The organism is Streptomyces sp. NPDC046727, assembly GCF_040645635.1.
In the GTDB taxonomy this organism is placed as follows: Bacteria; Actinomycetota; Actinomycetes; order Streptomycetales; family Streptomycetaceae; genus Streptomyces.
Map to the genome: position 1 here is coordinate 14,073 of NZ_JBEYYR010000016.1, position 18,780 is coordinate 32,852.

The window sequence follows — 18,780 nt, forward strand, 5'->3', positions numbered from 1 at the left end:
TCCGATCTCGGGCGTGGCTGAACCATCGATGAGGGTAACGCTGCCGCTAGGCTCCGCCCGCATGGTGCATGTACTCAGCAGCCGGATCCTGCTTCGGCCCACCGACCCCGAGCGCTCCCGCACGTTCTACGGCGAACAGCTCGGGCTGTCCGTCTACCGCGAGTTCGGTACCGGTGCCGAGCGCGGCACGGTCTACTTCCTCGGCGGCGGCTTCCTGGAACTGTCCGGCCGGTCCGAGACCGCGCCCTCGCCCGAGCCGCGGCTGTGGCTGCAGGTCGAGGACGCGACGGCCGCGTGCGAGGAGCTGAAGGGGCGGGGCGTCGAGATCGTCCGGCCTCCGCTGCGGGAGCCATGGGGCCTGGTGGAGTTGTGGATCGCCGACCCGGACGGCACCCCGATCGTCCTGGTGGAGGTCCCGGCGGACCATCCGCTGCGGTACCGGCCCTAGGTCCTGTCGTCAAACTCCCGCCGTCCGCCCGGAGGGCGGGCCTCGCGGCGTCAGGTGCGTGCTCTGGGGGTGCCCCCGGCCGGAGGCTGGGGGAGTGCCGGGTCCTGGCCCTCGTACTGGACGTACTTGGGCCCGGGCCCGGTGCGGCGAGAGTGCGTGCATGGCGTCGCGAGGCTGGGGGCACCTCCCGGCCGAAGGCTGGGGGAGGGAGTTTGACGACAGGGCCTCGGGGTCGCGGGGCCGGTCACCGCGGGCGGTGTTCCCAGCCGCGGTCCGTGCGGGTCAGTTCACGGAAACCCGCGGCGAGCAGGCGTCCGATGGCGGCCGTGTCGTCGGCGCGCTCGTAGGCGAGCACGCGGTCCGCCCCGCACAGCCGCAGCCAGTCGGCGGCGTGGCCCAGCAGCCGGCGCTCCCAGCCCTCGTCCCGGTGAGCGGGTTCGACGTGCAGGTTGCCGATGTCGGCCGGCCCGGCACCCCGCGCGTGCCGTTCGGGGCGGGCCAGGCAGGTGTCGGTCTCGACGAAGCCGATGGAGCCGGCGTCCGTGCGGGCGGTGAAGCGGGTGCCGCACTCCCCCACCGTGCGCTCGACCGTCACGCCGGGGCACGGCTCGGAGCGCGGCAGGTCGGACGTGCGGGCGAGGAGGATCACCTCCGTGTCCCCGTGGTGCCGGAAGCCGGCGCGTTCGTAGACGGCCCGGACGTGCGGCCAGGGCCGGGGCAGGCCGTACACGGCGGGGGCGGGGAGGTCTCCGGAGGCGCGCCGCACCCGGACCCGCCAGCGGGCGAGAGTGGCCAGACAGGCCGCCATCAGCTGGTCGGCGGCCCGCTCGGTGCCGGGCCGGAAGGAGGCGGGCGGATGCCAGAGGAACCAGTCGATCTCGCCCACGTCCCGGTAGTGCGGGCCGACCTCCTCGTCGGCGCGGTACCGCTTCAGATGGGCCGCCGCGACGAGGTGCCCGTGCTCCTCGGTGACGAGGGTGACCCGCTCGCCCACCCACGGGTCGGTCACGAACTCGTCGGGCTGTCGCTCCAGTGCGCTGAGCACGGTGTTCACGGAGACGGAGACGCCGGGTACGACGGCGGCCACATGGGCGTTCACCAGGTCGGTCAGCTGGTCGCGGTCGTCGCGGCGGAAGGGGCGCACCTCGGGCATGGGTGACCTCCGGTCTCGGAAGGGATCGGGAGGGCCGCCGTGCGATGCGGTACGGCGCCGAGGGTACGCCGGTGCGGCCGAACGGGCCAGCCGGTTCCGGCGGGCCGGGCGGCGGGCTTGTCTTCGAGAGCGCTCCAGCTCCTAGCGTCGTACGCACCACCTGCTCGGAAAGGAAACACACGTGCGGTACACCCTGTTCGGACGGACCGGTCTGCGGGTCAGTGAGCTGGCGCTCGGCGCGATGACCTTCGGGGAGGACTGGGGCTGGGGTGTCGGCAAGGAGGCTTGCGCCCGGCTCCTCGACGCCTATGCGGACGCGGGCGGCAACTTCGTCGACACCGCGAACAACTACACCTCCGGCAGCTCCGAGCGGATCCTCGGCGAACTGCTGGCCGGGCGCCGCGACCGGTTCGTGCTGGCCAGCAAGTACACCTGCGGCACCCATGACGGCGACCCCAACTCCGCTGGCAACCACCGCAAGAACCTCGTGCAGTCGGTGGAGGAGAGCCTGGCGCGGCTGCGCACGGACCGGCTCGACGTGCTGTGGGTGCACGCCCGGGACAACTTCACCCCGGTGGAGGAGGTGATGCGCGCGCTGGACGACGTCGTGCGCGCCGGCAAGGTGCTCTACGTGGGTGTCTCGGACTGGCCGGCCTGGGAGATCGCCCAGGCGGGCACCCTCACCGAGCTGCGCGGATGGACGGGTTTCGCGGGTTCGCAGCTGCGCTACAGCCTGCTGGAGCGGACGCCGGAGCGCGAGCTCCTGCCGCAGGCCCGGGCGTTCGACCTCGCCGTGTTCGCCTGGGCACCGCTGGCGGCGGGCAAGCTCACCGGGAAGTACCGGCGCGGCGAGCGAGGCCGGCTGGACGTGCTGGGAGAGCGGCCGGATGCGCGGGAGGAGGAGATCATCAGCGCGGTCCTGGACATCGCCGGGCAGGGCGGCTGGAGTCCGGCCCAGGTGGCTCTCGCCTGGCTGCTGGGCCGGCCCGGGAACGTCGTGCCCATCGTGTCGGCCACCAAGCCGGAGCAGCTCGCGGACAACCTGGCGAGCACCGGGGTGCGGCTCGACGCGGACGCGCGGGCGCGGCTGGACGAGGTGAGCGCCGTCCCGCTGGGCTTCCCGCACGACTTCCTGCGCGAGGCGCCCATCACCCGCAATGTGTACGGCGACCGCTGGCCGGACATCGAGGACCGCCGTGCCACGCACCGCCGTACGGTGCACGACGTCCTCTGATTCCCGCTACGCCCGCAGCACGCCCGCCCGGCCCTCCAGTCGGCTGAGCAACTCGGCCAGCAGGCCCGCCAGTTCGCCCCGGTCCTCGGCGGGCAGGGCCGACAGCACGGTGGTCTCGTAGGCGAGTTGCTCGGGGAGGATGCCGTCGACCAGGTCGCGGCCGGCGTCGGTGAGACGCAGGTGGGCCACGCGGCGGTCGCGGGTGTCGCCGCGCCGTTCGACCAGGCCGCGCTCGGTCAGCTGCTTGAGCCGCTTGGTGACGGCGGCCCCGGAGGAGAAGGTCTCCCGGACCAGCTCTCCCGGGGTCAGCTCGTGGCCGGTGCGGCGCAGGGCGCCGAGCAGGTCGAACTCGGGGCGACTCAGTCCGGCCCGGCGCAGCGGCGCGTCCTCGGCCTGCTGGAGCAGGGCGGCACAGCGGTTGATCCGGCCGATGATCTCCATGGGCCCGGTGTCCAGCTGTGGGTGGACGGCCTGCCACTGGCGGACGACGGCGGAGACGGTGTCGCTCCGCGCGGCTTCGGTACCGGCCTGGGGCCGGGCACCGGTCGCGTCGCTTCCGGTCGCGTCGCTTCCGGGCGTCGGTCCGCCGTTGGTCCCCGTCATGGCCGTATGCCCTCCGTCGTCCTGCCCGGGTCCTGGTCACGGTCCGGGTCCTGGCCCTGGTCCCGGTCGTCGTCGTCCGGGTCCCGCGGTACGAGCCCCTGACGTCGTACCGTCGCCGCGAGCGTACGGTGTCCGGACCGCTCGGTGAGCACGACCCGCTCCTCGGGCAGGGCGCGCTGCCACCACTCGCCGGAGGCAGCGTCGGCCGTGGCGCGCAGGTCGACCAGGGCGGCGGCCAGGCCGCGGCGGGCGGACTCCAGGGCGCGGGGCGCCGGGTGCGGCTCGGCGAGCAGGCGGGCGGCGTTCTCCCGGGCACGCTCGGCCGCGGCCAGTTCCCGCTCCAGACGGTCGCCCGCGCGCCGGTTGGTGACGGCGACGGCGGCGACGAAGCCGACCAGCGCGCCGACGAGGGTGTCCGCGACCCGGTCGGTGATCAGTTCGGCCGGGTCCTGGGTGCGGGCGAACTCGGTGACGAGCAGGGCCATCGGGGTGACACAGACGCTGCCCAGCCAGTAGTTGCGGCCGATGAGCGCCTCGGCGCCGAAGTTGAGGGCGAGGCAGCACAGCACCAGGGCGGCGGGGTGCAGATGGGCGACCGGGGCGAGGGCGGCGAAGACGAGAACGCCGACGAGGTTGCCGACGACCCGCTGGACGCCCCGGCTCCAGGTGAGGGTGACGTTGGCCTGGTAGAGGGAGGCCGCGGTCACCAGCGCCCAGTACGGGCGGCCGACGCCGAGCGCGAGGGCGGCGTATCCGGCGAGGGCGCAGCCGAGCGCCGTACGTGCGGCGAGCGGCGCGAGCGGGGCGAGGCGGTGCCGGATCAGGGGAGCCTGTGCGGTGGCCACGCCGAGGAGTTCGTCGGCGTCCTCGCGCGGGGTCGCGACGCGCGGGATCCGGCCGGTGCCGCGCAGTTCGCGGGCCCAGGCGCGCAGGCGTGCGGGGTCGGTGTCGGCCGGCGCGGCGAGGGCGACCTCGGCGCGCACGAGGAGCTGTTCGAGGGCGTGCCGGGTGCGGTCGGGGCGGGCGCCCACGGAGAGCAGCGACTGCCAGGCGGCGTGGATCGCGGCGGCGCTCGCGGCGCGGGCGTGGCCGTCGGCGGTGATGCCACGCGTCTCGGCGTACGCGGCGGCGGCGTTCAGGGCCTGTGCGGTGGCGCGGCGCTCGGGCCCGTGCGGGCGGACCAGGCCGGGTGCCATGCCGACCAGCCAGGCCCAGGCGCCGGCGGCCAGGGCCAGCCCGACGTGCCCGGGGATCTGACCGAGGGTCTGCGGCGCGAACAGCGAGGCGGAGCTGATAAAGCTGAGGACCACATTGCCGGGCGGCCCGATCCGGGTCGCGTCGCACACCGCCTTCTGGGCCGCCGCCAGAACGGCGCCGACGGTGACGAGGACGAGGGCGTTCGTGGTGAGCGCCGCGGCGAGCAGGGCGACGGCGAGGCCGCCGACCATGCCGAGCACCACCCACGCAAGGGCGCGGGCCCGGGCGGCGTAGGGCCGGTTGTGGCCGTAGAGCGCGCACAGCGATCCGGCCATCGTGTACATCGCGAGGTCGAGGCGGCCGAGCGCGAGCAGCGTGAGGTTGGGCGGGGCGACCGCGGCGACCACGCTCAGCGCCGGCTTGAACCAGATGTCGGAGGGGCGTCCGAGGCGGAGCGCCGCGGCGAGGGGAAGACGGTGGGGGGTGGCACTGCGCATACCATTAATTTAGCACGTGTTTTACTTATAAAACACTTTGGTACGGCACGTCGGTGACGGTCCGTGCTCCCCCGCATGCTCCCCGCGTACACCCTTGCGCTTGCGTGCGCCCCGTCAGCCGTGGGCATCGCATCCCTGGACCGACCGTCGAACGGGGAGGTGCGCGTGCACGGACCGGTGTCGACAGCCTGGCTGCTGGTCGCGCTGTGCGCGGCGACCGGGGCCTACTGCCTGCTGCGGATGCGCAGCGGCGACGAGGAGCAGCGGCGGGCCGCGGGCGGCGAGGCGCTGATGGGCTTCGGGATGGCCGTGATGGCCGTGCCGGCGGCGGTGTTCACGCCACCGCGATGGGCGTGGCCGGTGTACGCGGCCGTGTTCGGCGCGGCGGCCCTGCGCGCGCTGTGGGCCGCGCGCGGCGGCCCGCACCATCTGCACCACCTGGTGGGCAGCGCCGCGATGGTCTACATGGCGGTGGCGATGGCCGCGGCCCCTCCCGCCGTCCACCACGCGCACGGCGGTGCCGGCGTGCCGCTGCTGACGGGCGCGCTGCTGCTGTACTTCACGGGGTATGTGCTGCTCTCCGGCGCCCGTCTGGTTCCCGCCGGCGCCCCGGCGGGCGGGAGCGGGCCGGCCCGCTGGGGCGACCGACCGGAGCTGGCGCGGGCGTGCCGGCTGTCGATGGGGATCGGCATGGTGGCGATGCTGCTGGCGATGTGAGGACCCGCCGCGGGCGGACGCGTCCGTTGCCTGCGTCACTTCGGCGGCGCGGCCCGTACCGCTGAGCGGCTTCGCGCTCATAGGGTGCTGACCATGATGGTCCCCGTGGCCCTGCTGCTGCTCGGCGCCCTGACCGCTGTCGTCGCCCCCCGGCTGCTCGCCCGGGCCGACTGGCCGGACCGCGAGCCGGTCGTCGCCCTCTGGGTGTGGCAGTGCGTGGTGGCGGCCGTCCTGTTGTGCTGCGCTCTGTCCATGACGCTCAGCGCGGCGGCGGCCTGGCAGGCGGTGCGCGGGCATGTGTTCGCCTCCGCGCCGGGCGCGGTCGTGGACGCCTACGCCCTCGGCACGGCCGGCCCCTGGGCGGCACCGACCGCCGTACTGCTCGCCTGCGGCGGCCTGTGGAGTCTGGCGATGCTGGTCCGCGAGGTCGTACGGGCCCGGGCGCGGCGGCGCGGGCGACGGGCCGAACTGCTGGTGCGGGCACCGCTGTTGCCGGGTGAGGAACCGGCGAGCGGCCGGCTGGTGGTGCTGGAGGGAGACCGGCCCGACGCCTGGTGGCTGCCCGGCGCCGCCCCTCGGCTGGTCGTCACCACGGCCGCGCTCCGCCGCCTGAAGGGCCGTCAGCTGGACGCGCTCCTCGCGCACGAGCAGGGGCACGCGCAGGCCCGGCACGACTGGTTGCTGCACTGTTCGGCCGCGCTGGCGGGCGGATTCCCGCAGGTCCCGGTGTTCGCCGCGTTCCGCGCCGAGATGCACCGGCTGGTCGAGCTGGCCGCCGACGACATGGCGTCCCGCCGCTTCGGCCGGCTGACGACGGCGCTGGCCCTGGTCGAACTCAACGAGGAACGGGGCGTCTTCGGGCCCTCACCGACTCCGCACGCCCATGTGCCGCAGCGCGTACACCGCCTGCTCACCGCCCCGGACCGACTCCCGGCCCTGCACCGCCTCCGCCTGACGGCGACCGCCGCGCTGGTCCCGGTGATTCCCGTACTGGTGACCCTGATACCGGGTCTGCGGGCGTTGGGCTGACCCGGGGGGCCCGACGACACCCCGACCGCCACCCGATTCCGGTCATGCCGGTCTTGGCCCCGGCCGTCCCATCAACAAAGATCACGGCATGCACGATCGTCGCCCCACCGCCCCCTCGCCGAAGCCGTATCGCAGGGCTGTCCGCGTGGCCGCCGCTCTCGGTGTCTGTTCGGTGCTGCTGCTCATCCTTGTCGCGGCGCGCTGGCACCCGCTGATCGGTCTGGACGGCGACGTCTCGCGCACCACGCACCGCTGGGCGGTGGACGACCGAGCGATGACACACGTCTTCCGGGTGCTGACGGACTGGGTGTGGGACCCGCTGACGATGCGTCTCGTGTCCGCGGCGGCGGCGGTGTGGCTGATCTGGCGCCGCGCGGCCTGGTGGACGGCACTGTGGCTGGCGGTCACCCTCGCGGTGGCCGCGATCGTGCAGCAGTCGGTGAAGGCCGCCGTCGACCGCCCCCGCCCGGTCTGGCCGGACCCCGTCGACTCCGCCCACTACGCGGCCTTCCCCTCCGGGCACGCGATGACCGCCACCGTGGCCTGCGGCCTGCTGCTGTGGCTGCTGCACCGCTGCGGGCCGGGCCGGGCGCTGTGGCGTACGGCTGTGGCGGCGGCGCTCGTCTCGGTGGTCGGTGTCGGAGTGACCCGGGTGTGGCTGGGCGTCCACTGGCCCTCGGACGTGGTCGGCGGATGGTTGTTCGGGGCGCTGCTGGTGGCGCTGGCGGTGGTGGTGTACGAGTGGCCGCGGAAGGGCAGGTCGGAACCGCCGGTGGGGCGGCGCGGGTAGAGTCCCGCGCATGGCTGCCGTGTTGTTCGACTTCTCCGGGACGCTGTTCCGCGTGGAGACCACCGAGTCCTGGCTGCGCGCGGTGCTGGCCGAGACCGGACACACCCTGCCCGAATCCGAACTGGCCTGCACCGCCAAGGCGTTGGAGGCGGCCGGTGCGCTGCCGGGCGGTGCGGTGCCGGTGGAGCTGCCGGCGGACCTCGCGGACCTCTGGGCGGTGCGGGACGAGAGCGCGGAGCTGCACAGGGCCGCCTACACGGGTCTGTCCCGCCGGGTGCCGCTGCCGGATCCCGGGCTGTACGACGCCTTGTACGACCGGCACATGGAGCCCGCCGCGTGGTCCCCGTACCCGGACGCCGCCGAGGTGCTGCGCACCCTGCGCGAGCGAGGGGTCGGCGTCGGCGTGGTCAGCAACATCGGCTGGGATCTGCGCCCGGTGTTCCGCGAGCACGGGCTCGACGCGTACGTGGACACGTATGTGCTGTCGTACGAACACGGCGTGCAGAAGCCGGATCCGCGGCTGTTCTCGGTCGCCTGCGAGGCACTCGGCGCCGATCCGCGTCGGGTGCTGATGGTCGGCGACAGCAGAACGGCGGACGGCGGGGCCGCCGCACTCGGCTGCCGTGTCCACTTCGTCGACCACCTACCGATCGGCCAACGCCCGAACGCACTGCTGCCGGTGCTGGATCTGATGCACTGAGCACCGTGAAGGCCGCCGCCTCTTCCCCGGTCCGGGCAGGCAGCGCTGAGCGTGAGTCAGCGATAGATCCGTGCCGTCCGGTGCCGTCCGTCTGAGACGATCCCCCGCGTCGCCCCAGACGGACGGCTGCTCCGGGCGGGCCCCGAACACAGGGGTGCCCTGATGCGTTGAGTATAGTTGGCTGGCAGCCAGTCAACGCAGGAGTTACAGGATGTCCCCGCGCAGCGCCTCGGTCAATGAAGAATTGCGGCGGCGTTCCCGGGAACGGCTGCTGCAGGCCGCCGTGGAGCTGGTCGGTGAGCGCGGGTTCGAGGCCACGACGCTGGGCGACATCGCGGACCGGGCCGGTTCGGCGCGCGGGCTGGTGTCGTACTACTTCCCCGGCAAGCGCCAGTTGGTGCAGTCCGCCGTGCACCGGCTGATGCACCGCACACTGGAGGAGGCACTGGAGCGGGAGCCGCGCACCGAGGACGGCCGGGAGCGGCTGGCCCGGGCCATCGACGCGATTCTGGGGCTGGCCCGGGACCGGCCCGTGCTGATGCGTCAGCACATGGCGGGCCTGCTCGACGCCGAGGGCTTCCGGCAGTGCCCGGAGCAGCGCCGGCTGGCGGAGTTGCTCAGCGACACCGTCGCCCGGTACGGCGCGCAGAACGTCTCGGCGGACTACCCGATGCTGCGGGCCCTGCTGATGGGCGCGGTGTACGCGGCGCTGGTGCCGGGGGTGCCGATGCCCGTCCCGGTGCTGCGGGCCGAGCTGTTCCAGCGGTACGGGCTCGACTGGGAGATGGGCTCGCCCCCGGAGAGCGAGCCGGCCGCGGGCACGGGGGACGAGGATCTGTCCCGGTTCTTCGCCACCGAGGAGCGGCCCGACCGCCCCTGAGGCGAGCGGTCAAGTCGACTGTTCAGCGGCGCGCGTGGCGAGGTGTCAGCAAGCCCGCGTCCCGCGCCTGGGCGATGAGCCGCAGGGCGCGCCGGCGACTGCGTCCGGTCGCGCTCATCACGGCGAGCACCGGATCGGCGCCCTCGCCCTGCGCCGCCCGGTACTCCTGTGCGACGAGCCGGCGGCCCTCGGTGCCCCGCGGCCAGGCCGGACGGGCCCGTCCGAGACTCGGGGGGCCGGCCTCGGGCACCGCCGCGCAGCCGTCGTCCCCACTGTCGGTCCCGACCTCGCCGTCCTGCGCCGGCGTCACGCCGCACGCCTCGAACAGCGGTCCCTCGATCCAGCCGGCGAGCGCCGTCAGGTCGGCGAGGGAGAGGGCCGGCTCGGCCTGGACGTCCTCGATGGAGACGTACCCCTCGTTCAGCACGGCCAGGGCGTCGACCCTGGCCGCGTCGGGGAAGGCCAGCCGGACATGGAACCAGGACGTGACGGCGCCGCGCTCCCACACCCTCCACGCGGGCCAGACGGAGACCGCGCCGTCCTCCGCGTCCCGATCGGAAAGATTAAGAAAGGATGCTTCTAGCACACACGGAACGTAACCGCATGATCACAATCCATAAGAATGGGACACGAACGGACACGCATCCGGATCACCCCACCGGCCCCTGCCGCCCGACGCCTCACGGTGCGATCCTGGAGCCGTCCGCACGCCCCTCCTTGGGCAAGGAGTACCGCTGTGCTGCGTGTCGCCGTCGTCGGTTCCGGGCCGAGCGGGTGCTACACCGCCCAGAGCCTGATTCAGCGCGATTCCGAGGTCCTCGTGGACGTCCTGGACCGGCTGCCGTGCCCCTACGGCCTGGTCCGCTACGGCGTCGCCCCCGACCACGAGAAGATCAAGTCCCTGCAGGGCAGCCTGCGGACGGTGCTGGAGGACGAGCGGGTGCGGTTCCTCGGCGGGGTCCGGGTGGGCGGCCCCGGCGGCCTGCCGGTGGAGCGGCTGAGGACGCTCTACCACGCGGTGGTGTACTGCGTGGGCGCCGCCACCGACCGGCACCTCGGGATCCCCGGCGAGGAACTGCCGGGCAGCTGGTCGGCGACCGAGTTCGTGTCCTGGTACAGCGCGCACCCCGACGCGGCCGACGCCGGATTCCTGCGCGGGGTGCGGTCGGCGGTGGTCATCGGGGTCGGCAATGTCGCGGTGGACGTCGCGCGGATGCTGGTCCGGGGTGCGGCGGAGCTGCGCCCCACGGACATCCCGCAGGCCGCGCTGGACACGCTGACGGCGAGCGGGCTCACCGAGGTGCACATGGTGGGCCGGCGCGGCCCCGCACAGGCCCGCTTCACCACCAAGGAGCTGCGCGAGCTCGGCGGACTGCCGGACACCGAGGTGACCGTGGACAAGACCGACCTGGCGCTCGATCCGGGCGACCCCGGCGCGCTGCCGGCCGTGCAGCGGCGCAACGTGGAGGTGCTGCGCGGCTGGGCGGCGCAGCCCTCGGCGGCAGCCGCCCGGCGGATCCGGCTGCGGTTCTTCCTGCGCCCGGTGGAGTTGCTCGGGGACGGCGGCCGGGTGAGTGCCGTCCGCTTCGAACGGACGGAGCCGGACGGCCAGGGCGGGGTGACCGGCACGGGCCGGTACGAGGACGTGCCCGCCCAGCTGGTGCTGCGCTCGGTGGGCTATCGGGGAGTGCCCCTGGAAGGTCTGCCGTTCGACCCGGCGACCGGCACCATCCCGCACCAGGAGGGCCGTGTCCTGCGCGACGGCGTGGCCTCCCCCGGCGAGTACGTCGCCGGGTGGATCAAGCGCGGCCCGACCGGGGTCATCGGCACCAACCGCCCCTGCGCCAAGGAGACGGTGACCTCCCTGCTCGCGGACGCTCCCGCGCTCGCCCGCGCGGACGTGCCCGAGGACCCGGTCGCGGCACTCCGGGCGGCCGGCGTCGACCCCGTGCCCTGGGACGGCTGGCTGGCGATCGAGCGGGCCGAGGCCGACCTGGGGGCGCGGCTGGGGCGGAGCGTGGTCAAGCTGTCCGACTGGGACGCGCTGCTCGGCGCGGCGCGGGTGCCGTAGCGCACCGGGAGTGACCGGCGGCGGGGCGGCAGGACACACACCGGCAACAGTCCGGAAATCAACAAACTGTTCAAGGCCCTTACGGTCTCGTCCTGTTCGCATGCCACTCCCCCGCAGCCCAGGAGTTCCCATGGCCACGACGACCACGGACGTGCACCCCGTCGACGAGATCCCGCCCCTACGGCAGCTGGCCGCCTTCGGGCTGCAGCATGTGCTCGCGATGTACGCGGGCGCCGTCGCGGTCCCGCTGATCGTGGGCGCCGCGATGAAGCTGTCGCCCGCCGACCTGGCGTACCTGATCACCGCCGACCTGCTGGTGTGCGGGATCGCCACGCTGATCCAGTGCGTCGGGTTCTGGCGGTTCGGGGTACGGCTTCCGATCATGCAGGGGTGCACGTTCGCCGCCGTGTCGCCGATGGTGCTCATCGGGACGACGGAGGGCGGACTGCCGGCCGTCTATGGCTCGGTGATCGTCGCCGGGCTGGCGATCATGCTGCTCGCGCCGGTCTTCGGCAGGCTGCTGCGCTTCTTCCCGCCGCTGGTGACCGGCACGGTGATCCTGATCATCGGGGTCTCGCTGCTGCCGGTCGCGGGCAACTGGGCGGCGGGCGGCGCCGGTGCGAAGGACTTCGGGGAGCCCAAGAACCTGGCGCTGGCGGGCTTCGTCCTGGCCGTGGTGCTCGGCGTGCAGCGGTTCGCGCCGGTCTTCCTCAGCCGGATCGCGGTGCTCATCGGCATCGTGGTGGGCGTGGCGGTCGCCGTGCCGTTCGGGTTCACCGATTTCGGCGGGGTCGGGGACGCCGACTGGGTGGGCGTCAGCACGCCGTTCCACTTCGGGGCACCGGAGTTCCGGGCGTCCGCGATCGTGTCGATGCTGGTGGTGGCCCTGGTGACGATGACCGAGACGACGGGGGACCTGATCGCCGTCGGCGAGCTGACCGGGCGCGAAGTCGAGCCGCGCCCGCTGGCCGACGGGCTGCGCGCGGACGGGCTGTCGACCGTGCTGGGCGGGGTCTTCAACACCTTCCCGTACACGGCGTACGCGCAGAACGTGGGCCTGGTCGGCATGACCCGGGTGCGCAGCCGCTGGGTGGTCGCGGCGGCCGGCGGGATCCTGGTGCTGCTCGGTCTGCTGCCCAAGCTGGGCGCGGTGGTCGCGGCGATCCCGGCGCCGGTGCTCGGCGGGGCCGGTCTGGTGATGTTCGGGACGGTCGCGGCGAGCGGGCTGCGCACGCTGGCCCGGGTCGGCTTCAAGGGCAACGACAACCTGACCGTGGTGGCCGTCTCGGTGGCGATCGGCATGCTGCCGGTGGGCGTGCCCACGGTGTACGAGAAGTTCCCGGACTGGTTCCAGACGGTGATGAACAGCGGCATCAGCGCGGGCTGCCTGTCCGCGATCCTGCTGAACCTGCTCTTCAACCACCTTCCGGCGAGGAGGAGTTCACTGCCCGCGAAGGACGGTTCGCTTCCCGCGGCGGACGGTTCAGCCGCCGTCGGCGATGCGGCCGGCCTGCCGGTCGGCGGCGGCGAGGAGGCTGTCGAGCAGTCCCGGGAAGAGACCGTCTAGATCGTCCCGGCGCAGGCCGTTCATCTTGGCCGTGCCCCGGTAGACCTGCCGGATGACCCCGCTCTCCCGCAGCACCCGGAAGTGGTGCGTGGTGGTGGACTTGGTCACCGGCAGCTCGAACTGCGAGCAGGTCAACTCGACCTCGCGGGCGGCGAGTTCGCGGACGATCTGCATCCGCATCGGGTCGGAGAGCGCGTGCAGCACGGACTCCAGCCGGATCTGCTCCAGGTCCGGGTGCGGCAGCGTACGGCCGGTGGTGGCGGTGTCGCCGGTCACGGCGGCTCCCCCTTCGTCCTTCGTCGCGGATCCCTGGCCGTTCCGCCGCGGATCCCTGGCTGTCAGCATTGTACGACTGCCGTCGTAGTTTGACATCTATCGTAGTACGAGGAGTACCGTACGAACCCATCAGCGGTCCGTGACGAATGGAGTCCGTCGTGAGTGCGCTCTTCGAGCCCATCACCCTGCGCGAAGTGACCATCCCGAACCGGGTGTGGATGGCCCCGATGTGCCAGTACTCGGCCGAGCCGGAGGGTCCGCTCGCCGGCGCCCCGCACGACTGGCACTTCGCGCACTACGCGGCGCGGGCCACCGGCGGCACCGGGCTGATCGTGGTCGAGGCCACCGCGGTCTCGCCCGAGGGCCGGATCTCCCCGTACGACCTCGGGCTGTGGAACGACACCCAGGTGGAGGCCTTCCGCCGGATCACCCGCTTCCTCGCCGCCCAGGGCACCGTGCCGGCGGTCCAGCTCGCCCACGGCGGCCGCAAGGCGTCCACCGACCAGCCGTGGAAGGGCGGCGCGCCCGTCGGACCGGAGGCGCACGGCTGGCAGCCGTTCGGCCCGAGCCCGGTTGCGTTCGACGAACGCCACCCGGTCCCCACGGAGTTGAGCGTCGAGCAGATCGAGGAGGTCGTCGGCCAGTTCGCCGCCGCGGCGCGCCGGGCCCTCGCCGCCGGCTTCGAGATCGTCGAGATCCACGGCGCCCACGGCTATCTGATCAACGAGTTCCTCTCCCCGCACTCCAACCGGCGCACCGACGCCTACGGCGGCTCGTACGAGAACCGCACCCGGTTCGCCCTGGAGGTCGTGGACGCCGTACGCGAGGTGTGGCCCGCGGACAAGCCGGTGTTCTTCCGCATCTCCGCGACCGACTGGCTGGAGGAGGCCGGCTGGACCCCGGACGACACGGTCCGCTTCGCCCGCGATCTGCACGCCCACGGCGTCGACCTGCTCGACGTCTCCACCGGTGGCAACGCGGCCGGCGTCAGCATCCCGACCGGGCCGGGCTACCAGGTCCCGTTCGCCTCCCGCGTGAAGACCGAGACCCCGCTGCCGGTCGGCGCGGTGGGCCTGATCACCGAGGCCGAGCAGGCCCAGAAGATCCTGGCGAACGGTGAGGCCGACGTGGTGCTGCTCGGCCGTGAGCTGCTGCGCAACCCGTCCTGGGCCCGGCACGCCGCCCGCGAGCTGGGCGGTGAGGTCCGGGTGCCGGACCAGTACCACCGGTCGGTCTGAGCGGGTCACGGACGCCGGCCGGTCCGGTCCCGGGCCGCCCGGCTCCGCTTCCGCCGGCCGCCGCACACGCGCCCCTGCCGGTCACCCCGGCAGCAGGCGCCCGACGGTCTGCTCCAGGCGGGGCAGGGTCCGCTGCCCCGCCAGTGCCAGGCCGATCGCGACCAGGACGCCGGCCCAGGCGACCGGGCCGAGCGGGGTGCAGCCGACCGCGCGGCTGACGCCCGGGGTCTGGACCACGGCGACGAGGGCCAGCGCGGAGCCCAGCACGGTGATCCGCACCAGTCCGCTGTCGCGCCGGTCGAGCAGGGTCTGGACGAGCTGGGTGCCGACCACCCCGCACAGCGCCATGGTGCTGGAGCGGCGCGCGGTGCCCGGCGTGAAGCGGCCGATCAGCCAGGCCGCGAGCGCGCCCAGGCAGGTGGTCAGGGCCCGGTGCCGGATCTGCCGCAGCAGGGGGTCGCCCAGCACCCCGGCCGCCTCCTCCACGTGCGACAGGTCCGCCTCGTCCTCCTTCTCCGTCACGGCCACCGCCATCGACGGGAAGAGGTCGGTGAACAGGTTCACCATGAGCATCTGCCGGGTGGACAGCGGCGCCCGCCCGGACAGCAGCGTGCCGAGGAGGCCGAACCCGACCTCGCCCGCGTTGCCGCCGATCAGGATGGCGATCGCGTCGGCCACGCTGTGCCACAGGGCGCGGCCCTCGCCGACCGCGTCGATCAGCACCGTCAGGTCCTCGTCGGTCAGCACGATGTCCGCGGCGTTGCGCGCGGCGGCCGAGCCCCGCGCGCTGATGCCGACGCCGATGTCGGCGGCGCGGATCGCGGCGGCGTCGTTGGCGCCGTCGCCGACCATGCCGACCACCCGGCCCGCGTCCCGCAGCGCCTCCACGACCTGGAGCTTCTGCTCGGGCGCGACCCGGGCCACCACGCCCGCGTCGCGCAGCATCCGGGCCCGGGCCGCACGGTCAGCCGCGGCCAGCTCGTCGCCGGTGACCACCACGGTGTCCTCGGGCCAGCCCAGGTCGGCGGCGATGGCCCGCGCGGTCTGCGGATGGTCGCCGGTGAGCATGACCGGTCGTACGCCCGCCCCGTGCAGCCCGTTCACCAGCGCCGTGGAGGTCTCGCGCGGTACGTCGGACAGGGCCAGCAGTCCCGTGAACTCCAGCCCCTCCAGCGGCTGTTCGAGGACGGCGGAGTCCTGCTCGCCCGCGCCGAGCCGCCGTTCGGCCACCGCCAGCACCCGCAGGCCGTCCCCGGCCAGTGCCTGCGCGGCGTCGGAGACGTGCGCCGGCAGCCCGGAGCAGGCGGGCAGCACGATTTCCGGGGCGCCCTTGACCACCAGTACGGGCGGGCCGTCCCCGCTCCGGCCGACGGCGGCGGCATACCCGCGGGCGGCCTCGAAGGCCAGGCCGTGCAGCTGGGTCCAGTCCGGATCGGGCGCCGCCGCGTCCAGCACGGCCTCGTCGGTGGCGTGCACCGGCTGGTCGGAGTCGCCGTTCACCACCGGGCAGGCCCGCGCGGCGGCCCGGAGCGTCCGCTCGGAGGCGTCGTCGTCCACCGCGTGGACCGTGCCCTCGGCGTCGGACGTGCGCACCAGCCGCAGCCGGTTCTCGGTGAGCGTGCCGGTCTTGTCGAAGCAGATGGTGTCCATGCGGCCCAGCGCCTCCAGGGTGCGCGGGGTACGGACCAGGACGCCGCCCCGGCTCAGCCGCCGGGCCGCCGCCAGCTGAGCGACCGTCGCCACCAGGGGCAGCCCTTCCGGTACGGCCGCCACGGCCACCGCCACCCCGCCGCTGACCGCCTCGTGGATCGGGGTGCCGCGCACCAGCGCCAGGCCGGTCACCGCGGCGCCGCCCGCCAGCGTCAACGGCAGCGCCTTGCGGGTGAGGTCCTGGAGCCTGGCCTGCACACCACCGGCCGGGGGCGTGCGGGCGGCGAGGTGGACGGCACGGGCGGCCTCGGTGTGGTCGCCGGTGTCGACCACGACGGCCCGCGCCTGCCCCGCCACCACGGTCGTCTCCTCGAAGACCATGCAGCGCCGGTCGGCCACGAGGGCGTGCGGAGTGGGGTCCGTCTGCTTCTCCACCGGCAGCGACTCGCCGGTCAGGGCGGACTCGTCCACCTCCAGGCCGTCCTGCCACAGCAGCCGGGCGTCGGCGGGCACCACGTCGTCCGCCTTGAGCTGGATCACGTCGCCCGGATGGAGCCGGCCCGCCGCCACGGTGCGGATGCCGCCGGCCGGTGCCTCGTCCTCCGGCGGCACCAGACGTGCCTGCTGCTGCTGCTCCGCGACCAGTCCGGACAGCGCCCGCTCGGCCCGCAGCCGCTGGACGCCGCCCACCAGGGCGTTCAGGTCCAGGGCGCCGACGACGAGGAGCGCGTCCACGACGGAGCCGAGGATCGCCGACGCCGCCGACCCGACGGCCAGCACCGGGGTGAGGGGGTCGTGCAGTTCCCCTCGGACGGCCCGGCCGAGCCGGTAGGACCAGCGGGCGGGCGCGGCGGCCGGGTGCCGGGTGACGCCCTCGGCCACCTTGCGCACCCGGGCGGTCAGCTCGTCCAGCGGGCCGGTGTCGGCGGCCGGTTCGTGCTCCAGCCGTTCCCGGGCCTGGTCGGGATCCAGCTCGTGCCAGTGCACCCGGGGGCGCGGGTGCGGGGCGCGCGCCGCCGCCACCCCGAGCGCGCCCCGCACACCGGACAGCAGGGCCGTCGCGGCGGCGGCGTCGACGGGTGCGTGCCGGAGCCCGGGCAGCGCGGCCCGGCGACCGCCTCCGCCGCCGGACTCACCGATGGCGACGAGCAGCCCGGACAGCGCGGCGCCGGAGCGGGCCAGGGTCTGGGCCCGGTGGCCGACCGCGCGGGCGGCCGGTATCGCGGTGAGGACCCGCCACACGTCGGGCAGGCCGTGCAGGGCGAGGATGTCCGCGCCCCAGACGACCGCGCCGTCCCGGTCGGTCAGGGCGACAGCGACATCGGCGGCGCGCAGTGCGGCCAGGAGGTCGTGCTCGCCGGCAGCCCGCACCCGGGCGACCACCAGCACGGCGCCCTCGTCGCCGCGCGCCTCGTGCACGACGTCGTCCAGCGGCCGGCGGGCGTCGACGACCCGGTCGGCGAGGCCGGTGAAGTCCTCCAGCGCCGGATCGTCCACCAGAACGACCCGGAGCCCGGCCCGGCGTGCCGTGTCCAGCACCGGTTCGGCCCACGGGTCGGCCTCCCCGTCCTCGGTGCGCAGCGCGCCGGAGTGCAGGACGACCGTGCCGGCCATCTCCAGCTGGCGCAGCCGCTCCGGGGCACGGACCAGCACCCCCGTACGGGCCAGGGCGGCACTCAGGACGGCGTGGAAGGCGGCGGGACCGTAGCGGGCGGCCTTCGGGGAGCCGGCCAGCACCGCCTCGGCCGCCTCGCCGGCGTCGTGTTTGACGAGCAGGGTGGCCGCCGCGCCCAGGACGCTGCCCGCCGAGGCGTGGCCGGCGTACTCCTGGGCCGGGGATTCGCGCAGCGGCGGGCGCGGCGGGCCTTCCGGGGCGAGGCTGACCCGGCCGGGCGCGCACAGCCGGTCGTGCACCGAGTCGAAGGCGGCCGAGCGGGCCACCGTCTCGGCCACCTGGCAGGTGCGCAGGGCACCGTCGAGCACCAGGGAGGTGGGAGTCTGGCCGGCGCCGTGCGCGGCGGCGTTGGCACAGGCCAGCACGATGTCCATCGGGGCGTCGCCGAGCCGGCCCCGTAGCCAGGCGCGAAAGCGCGGGTTCTCCCGCAGCAGCGTCACGACCGCGGTCACCATCCGGGGCGAGGGCGGCAGCCGCAGCGCGTACGCGGTCATGGCGACGGCGGTCCCGATGCCGTCGGCGGCGAGGGTGGCGACGGCGGCGCGGACACCGGCCGGGTCGGCCGGATGTGTGGTCTCCTCCACGTCGCCGCCCGCCAGGACGAGGCCGTGCCGCTCGGCCAGACCGGCCGCGTGGTCCACGACCCGGTCGGCGGCCTGCTCCCCGGTCGCGGTCACCACGAGGCGGGCCAGCCCCTGGTCCCAGTAGGCGAAGAGCACATCGGGATGGTCCGCCAGCGCGTCGGCCAGCCGGCGTGCCAGCTCCCCCGTGCCGTCGGCGCGCCGCGCCAGTTCCTGTTCCAGGGCGCGCACGGCCAGGTGGGCGCGGGCGCCGGACCGCCAGTGGCCTCCGGCGCCGGGCAGCGCGTTGCGGGCCACTCGCGTGACCCGCACGGCGGCGTCCGCGCCGCGCACTCCGGCGCGCGCCGTTCCGGCGGCGGCACCCGCGGCCATGCCGACCGCGGGGGCCGCCGCCCGCGAGAGCAGGCGTGGTGCCGCGGGCAGCAGGCGGGCTACGGCCGACGGCACCGTCAGCAGACCGGGCACCATGACCTC

The 18,780-nt window shown here is 74.6% G+C and carries 16 protein-coding genes; 10 read left to right on the forward strand and 6 right to left on the reverse strand.

Annotated features, from left to right (window positions below):
- Positions 1-61 precede the first annotated feature (61 nt).
- Positions 62-448 (forward strand): VOC family protein, encoded by a 387-nt coding sequence (locus ABZ937_RS20870; RefSeq protein ID WP_361693887.1) that lies wholly within the window; start codon positions 62-64, stop codon positions 446-448.
- Between the two features lie 244 nt (positions 449-692).
- Here the strand turns inward: ABZ937_RS20870 and ABZ937_RS20875 are convergent, their stop codons facing one another.
- Entirely contained in the window at positions 693-1,601 is a 909-nt protein-coding gene (locus ABZ937_RS20875; RefSeq protein WP_361693888.1) for an N-acetyltransferase, read from the reverse strand.
- Between the two features lie 181 nt (positions 1,602-1,782).
- Between ABZ937_RS20875 and ABZ937_RS20880 the strand changes: the two genes are divergently transcribed.
- A complete protein-coding gene (locus ABZ937_RS20880; protein ID WP_361693890.1) occupies positions 1,783-2,835 on the forward strand; it encodes an aldo/keto reductase in 1,053 nt (350 codons plus the stop codon).
- A gap of 6 nt (positions 2,836-2,841) precedes the next feature.
- Here ABZ937_RS20880 and ABZ937_RS20885 read toward each other — a convergent pair whose 3' ends face one another.
- Both ABZ937_RS20885 and ABZ937_RS20890 read right to left on the reverse strand, forming a co-directional pair.
- Positions 2,842-3,438, reverse strand: coding sequence for a MarR family transcriptional regulator (locus tag ABZ937_RS20885; RefSeq protein WP_361693892.1), 597 nt, complete (start codon positions 3,436-3,438; stop codon positions 2,842-2,844).
- Positions 3,435-5,132 (reverse strand): FUSC family protein, encoded by a 1,698-nt coding sequence (locus tag ABZ937_RS20890; protein ID WP_361693894.1) that lies wholly within the window; start codon positions 5,130-5,132, stop codon positions 3,435-3,437. Before ABZ937_RS20890 ends, ABZ937_RS20885 begins: the two co-directional genes overlap by 4 nt.
- Positions 5,133-5,297: 165 nt before the next feature.
- On the opposite strand from ABZ937_RS20890, the gene ABZ937_RS20895 reads away from it, so the two are divergent.
- The 5 genes from ABZ937_RS20895 (at position 5,298) to ABZ937_RS20915 (ending at position 9,248) form a co-directional block, all read left to right on the forward strand.
- The gene (locus ABZ937_RS20895) at positions 5,298-5,849 is read left to right on the forward strand and encodes a DUF5134 domain-containing protein (protein ID WP_361693896.1); all 552 of its coding nucleotides are present in this window, start codon (positions 5,298-5,300) and stop codon (positions 5,847-5,849) included.
- 93 nt (positions 5,850-5,942) lie between these two features.
- The gene (locus ABZ937_RS20900) at positions 5,943-6,878 is read left to right on the forward strand and encodes a M56 family metallopeptidase (RefSeq protein ID WP_361693898.1); all 936 of its coding nucleotides are present in this window, start codon (positions 5,943-5,945) and stop codon (positions 6,876-6,878) included.
- Between the two features lie 88 nt (positions 6,879-6,966).
- Positions 6,967-7,668, forward strand: a complete 702-nt coding sequence (locus ABZ937_RS20905) for a phosphatase PAP2 family protein (RefSeq protein WP_361693900.1) — start codon at positions 6,967-6,969, stop codon at positions 7,666-7,668.
- A 10-nt stretch (positions 7,669-7,678) separates the two neighbouring features.
- Positions 7,679-8,368 (forward strand): HAD-IA family hydrolase, encoded by a 690-nt coding sequence (locus ABZ937_RS20910; protein ID WP_361693902.1) that lies wholly within the window; start codon positions 7,679-7,681, stop codon positions 8,366-8,368.
- Positions 8,369-8,579: 211 nt separating this feature from the next.
- On the forward strand, positions 8,580-9,248 hold the full coding sequence (locus ABZ937_RS20915; protein WP_361693904.1) for a helix-turn-helix domain-containing protein: 669 nt from the start codon (positions 8,580-8,582) through the stop codon (positions 9,246-9,248).
- Between the two features lie 22 nt (positions 9,249-9,270).
- Here the strand turns inward: ABZ937_RS20915 and ABZ937_RS20920 are convergent, their stop codons facing one another.
- Positions 9,271-9,834 carry a DUF6214 family protein gene (locus tag ABZ937_RS20920; protein ID WP_361693906.1) on the reverse strand — a complete coding sequence of 188 codons (564 nt, stop codon included), beginning with the start codon at positions 9,832-9,834 and terminating at the stop codon, positions 9,271-9,273.
- A gap of 150 nt (positions 9,835-9,984) precedes the next feature.
- Here ABZ937_RS20920 and ABZ937_RS20925 point away from each other — a divergent pair, with 150 nt between their 5' ends.
- Together ABZ937_RS20925 and ABZ937_RS20930 are read left to right on the forward strand one after the other, a co-directional pair.
- Positions 9,985-11,319, forward strand: coding sequence for an FAD-dependent oxidoreductase (locus ABZ937_RS20925; protein WP_361693908.1), 1,335 nt, complete (start codon positions 9,985-9,987; stop codon positions 11,317-11,319).
- 130 nt (positions 11,320-11,449) lie between these two features.
- Positions 11,450-12,886 carry a nucleobase:cation symporter-2 family protein gene (locus ABZ937_RS20930; RefSeq protein WP_361693910.1) on the forward strand — a complete coding sequence of 479 codons (1,437 nt, stop codon included), beginning with the start codon at positions 11,450-11,452 and terminating at the stop codon, positions 12,884-12,886.
- Here the strand turns inward: ABZ937_RS20930 and ABZ937_RS20935 are convergent.
- On the reverse strand, positions 12,803-13,162 hold the full coding sequence (locus ABZ937_RS20935) for a helix-turn-helix transcriptional regulator (protein WP_361693912.1): 360 nt from the start codon (positions 13,160-13,162) through the stop codon (positions 12,803-12,805). The genes ABZ937_RS20930 and ABZ937_RS20935 overlap by 84 nt on opposite strands.
- Positions 13,163-13,320: 158 nt before the next feature.
- Between ABZ937_RS20935 and ABZ937_RS20940 the strand changes: the two genes are divergently transcribed.
- Positions 13,321-14,400, forward strand: a complete 1,080-nt coding sequence (locus ABZ937_RS20940) for an NADH:flavin oxidoreductase/NADH oxidase (protein ID WP_361693914.1) — start codon at positions 13,321-13,323, stop codon at positions 14,398-14,400.
- 81 nt (positions 14,401-14,481) lie between these two features.
- On the opposite strand, the gene ABZ937_RS20945 is transcribed toward ABZ937_RS20940, so the two are convergent.
- Positions 14,482-18,774: a cation-translocating P-type ATPase gene (locus tag ABZ937_RS20945; RefSeq protein ID WP_361693916.1), complete on the reverse strand. Its 4,293-nt coding sequence runs from the start codon at positions 18,772-18,774 to the stop codon at positions 14,482-14,484.
- Between the last annotated feature and the right edge of the window lie 6 nt (positions 18,775-18,780).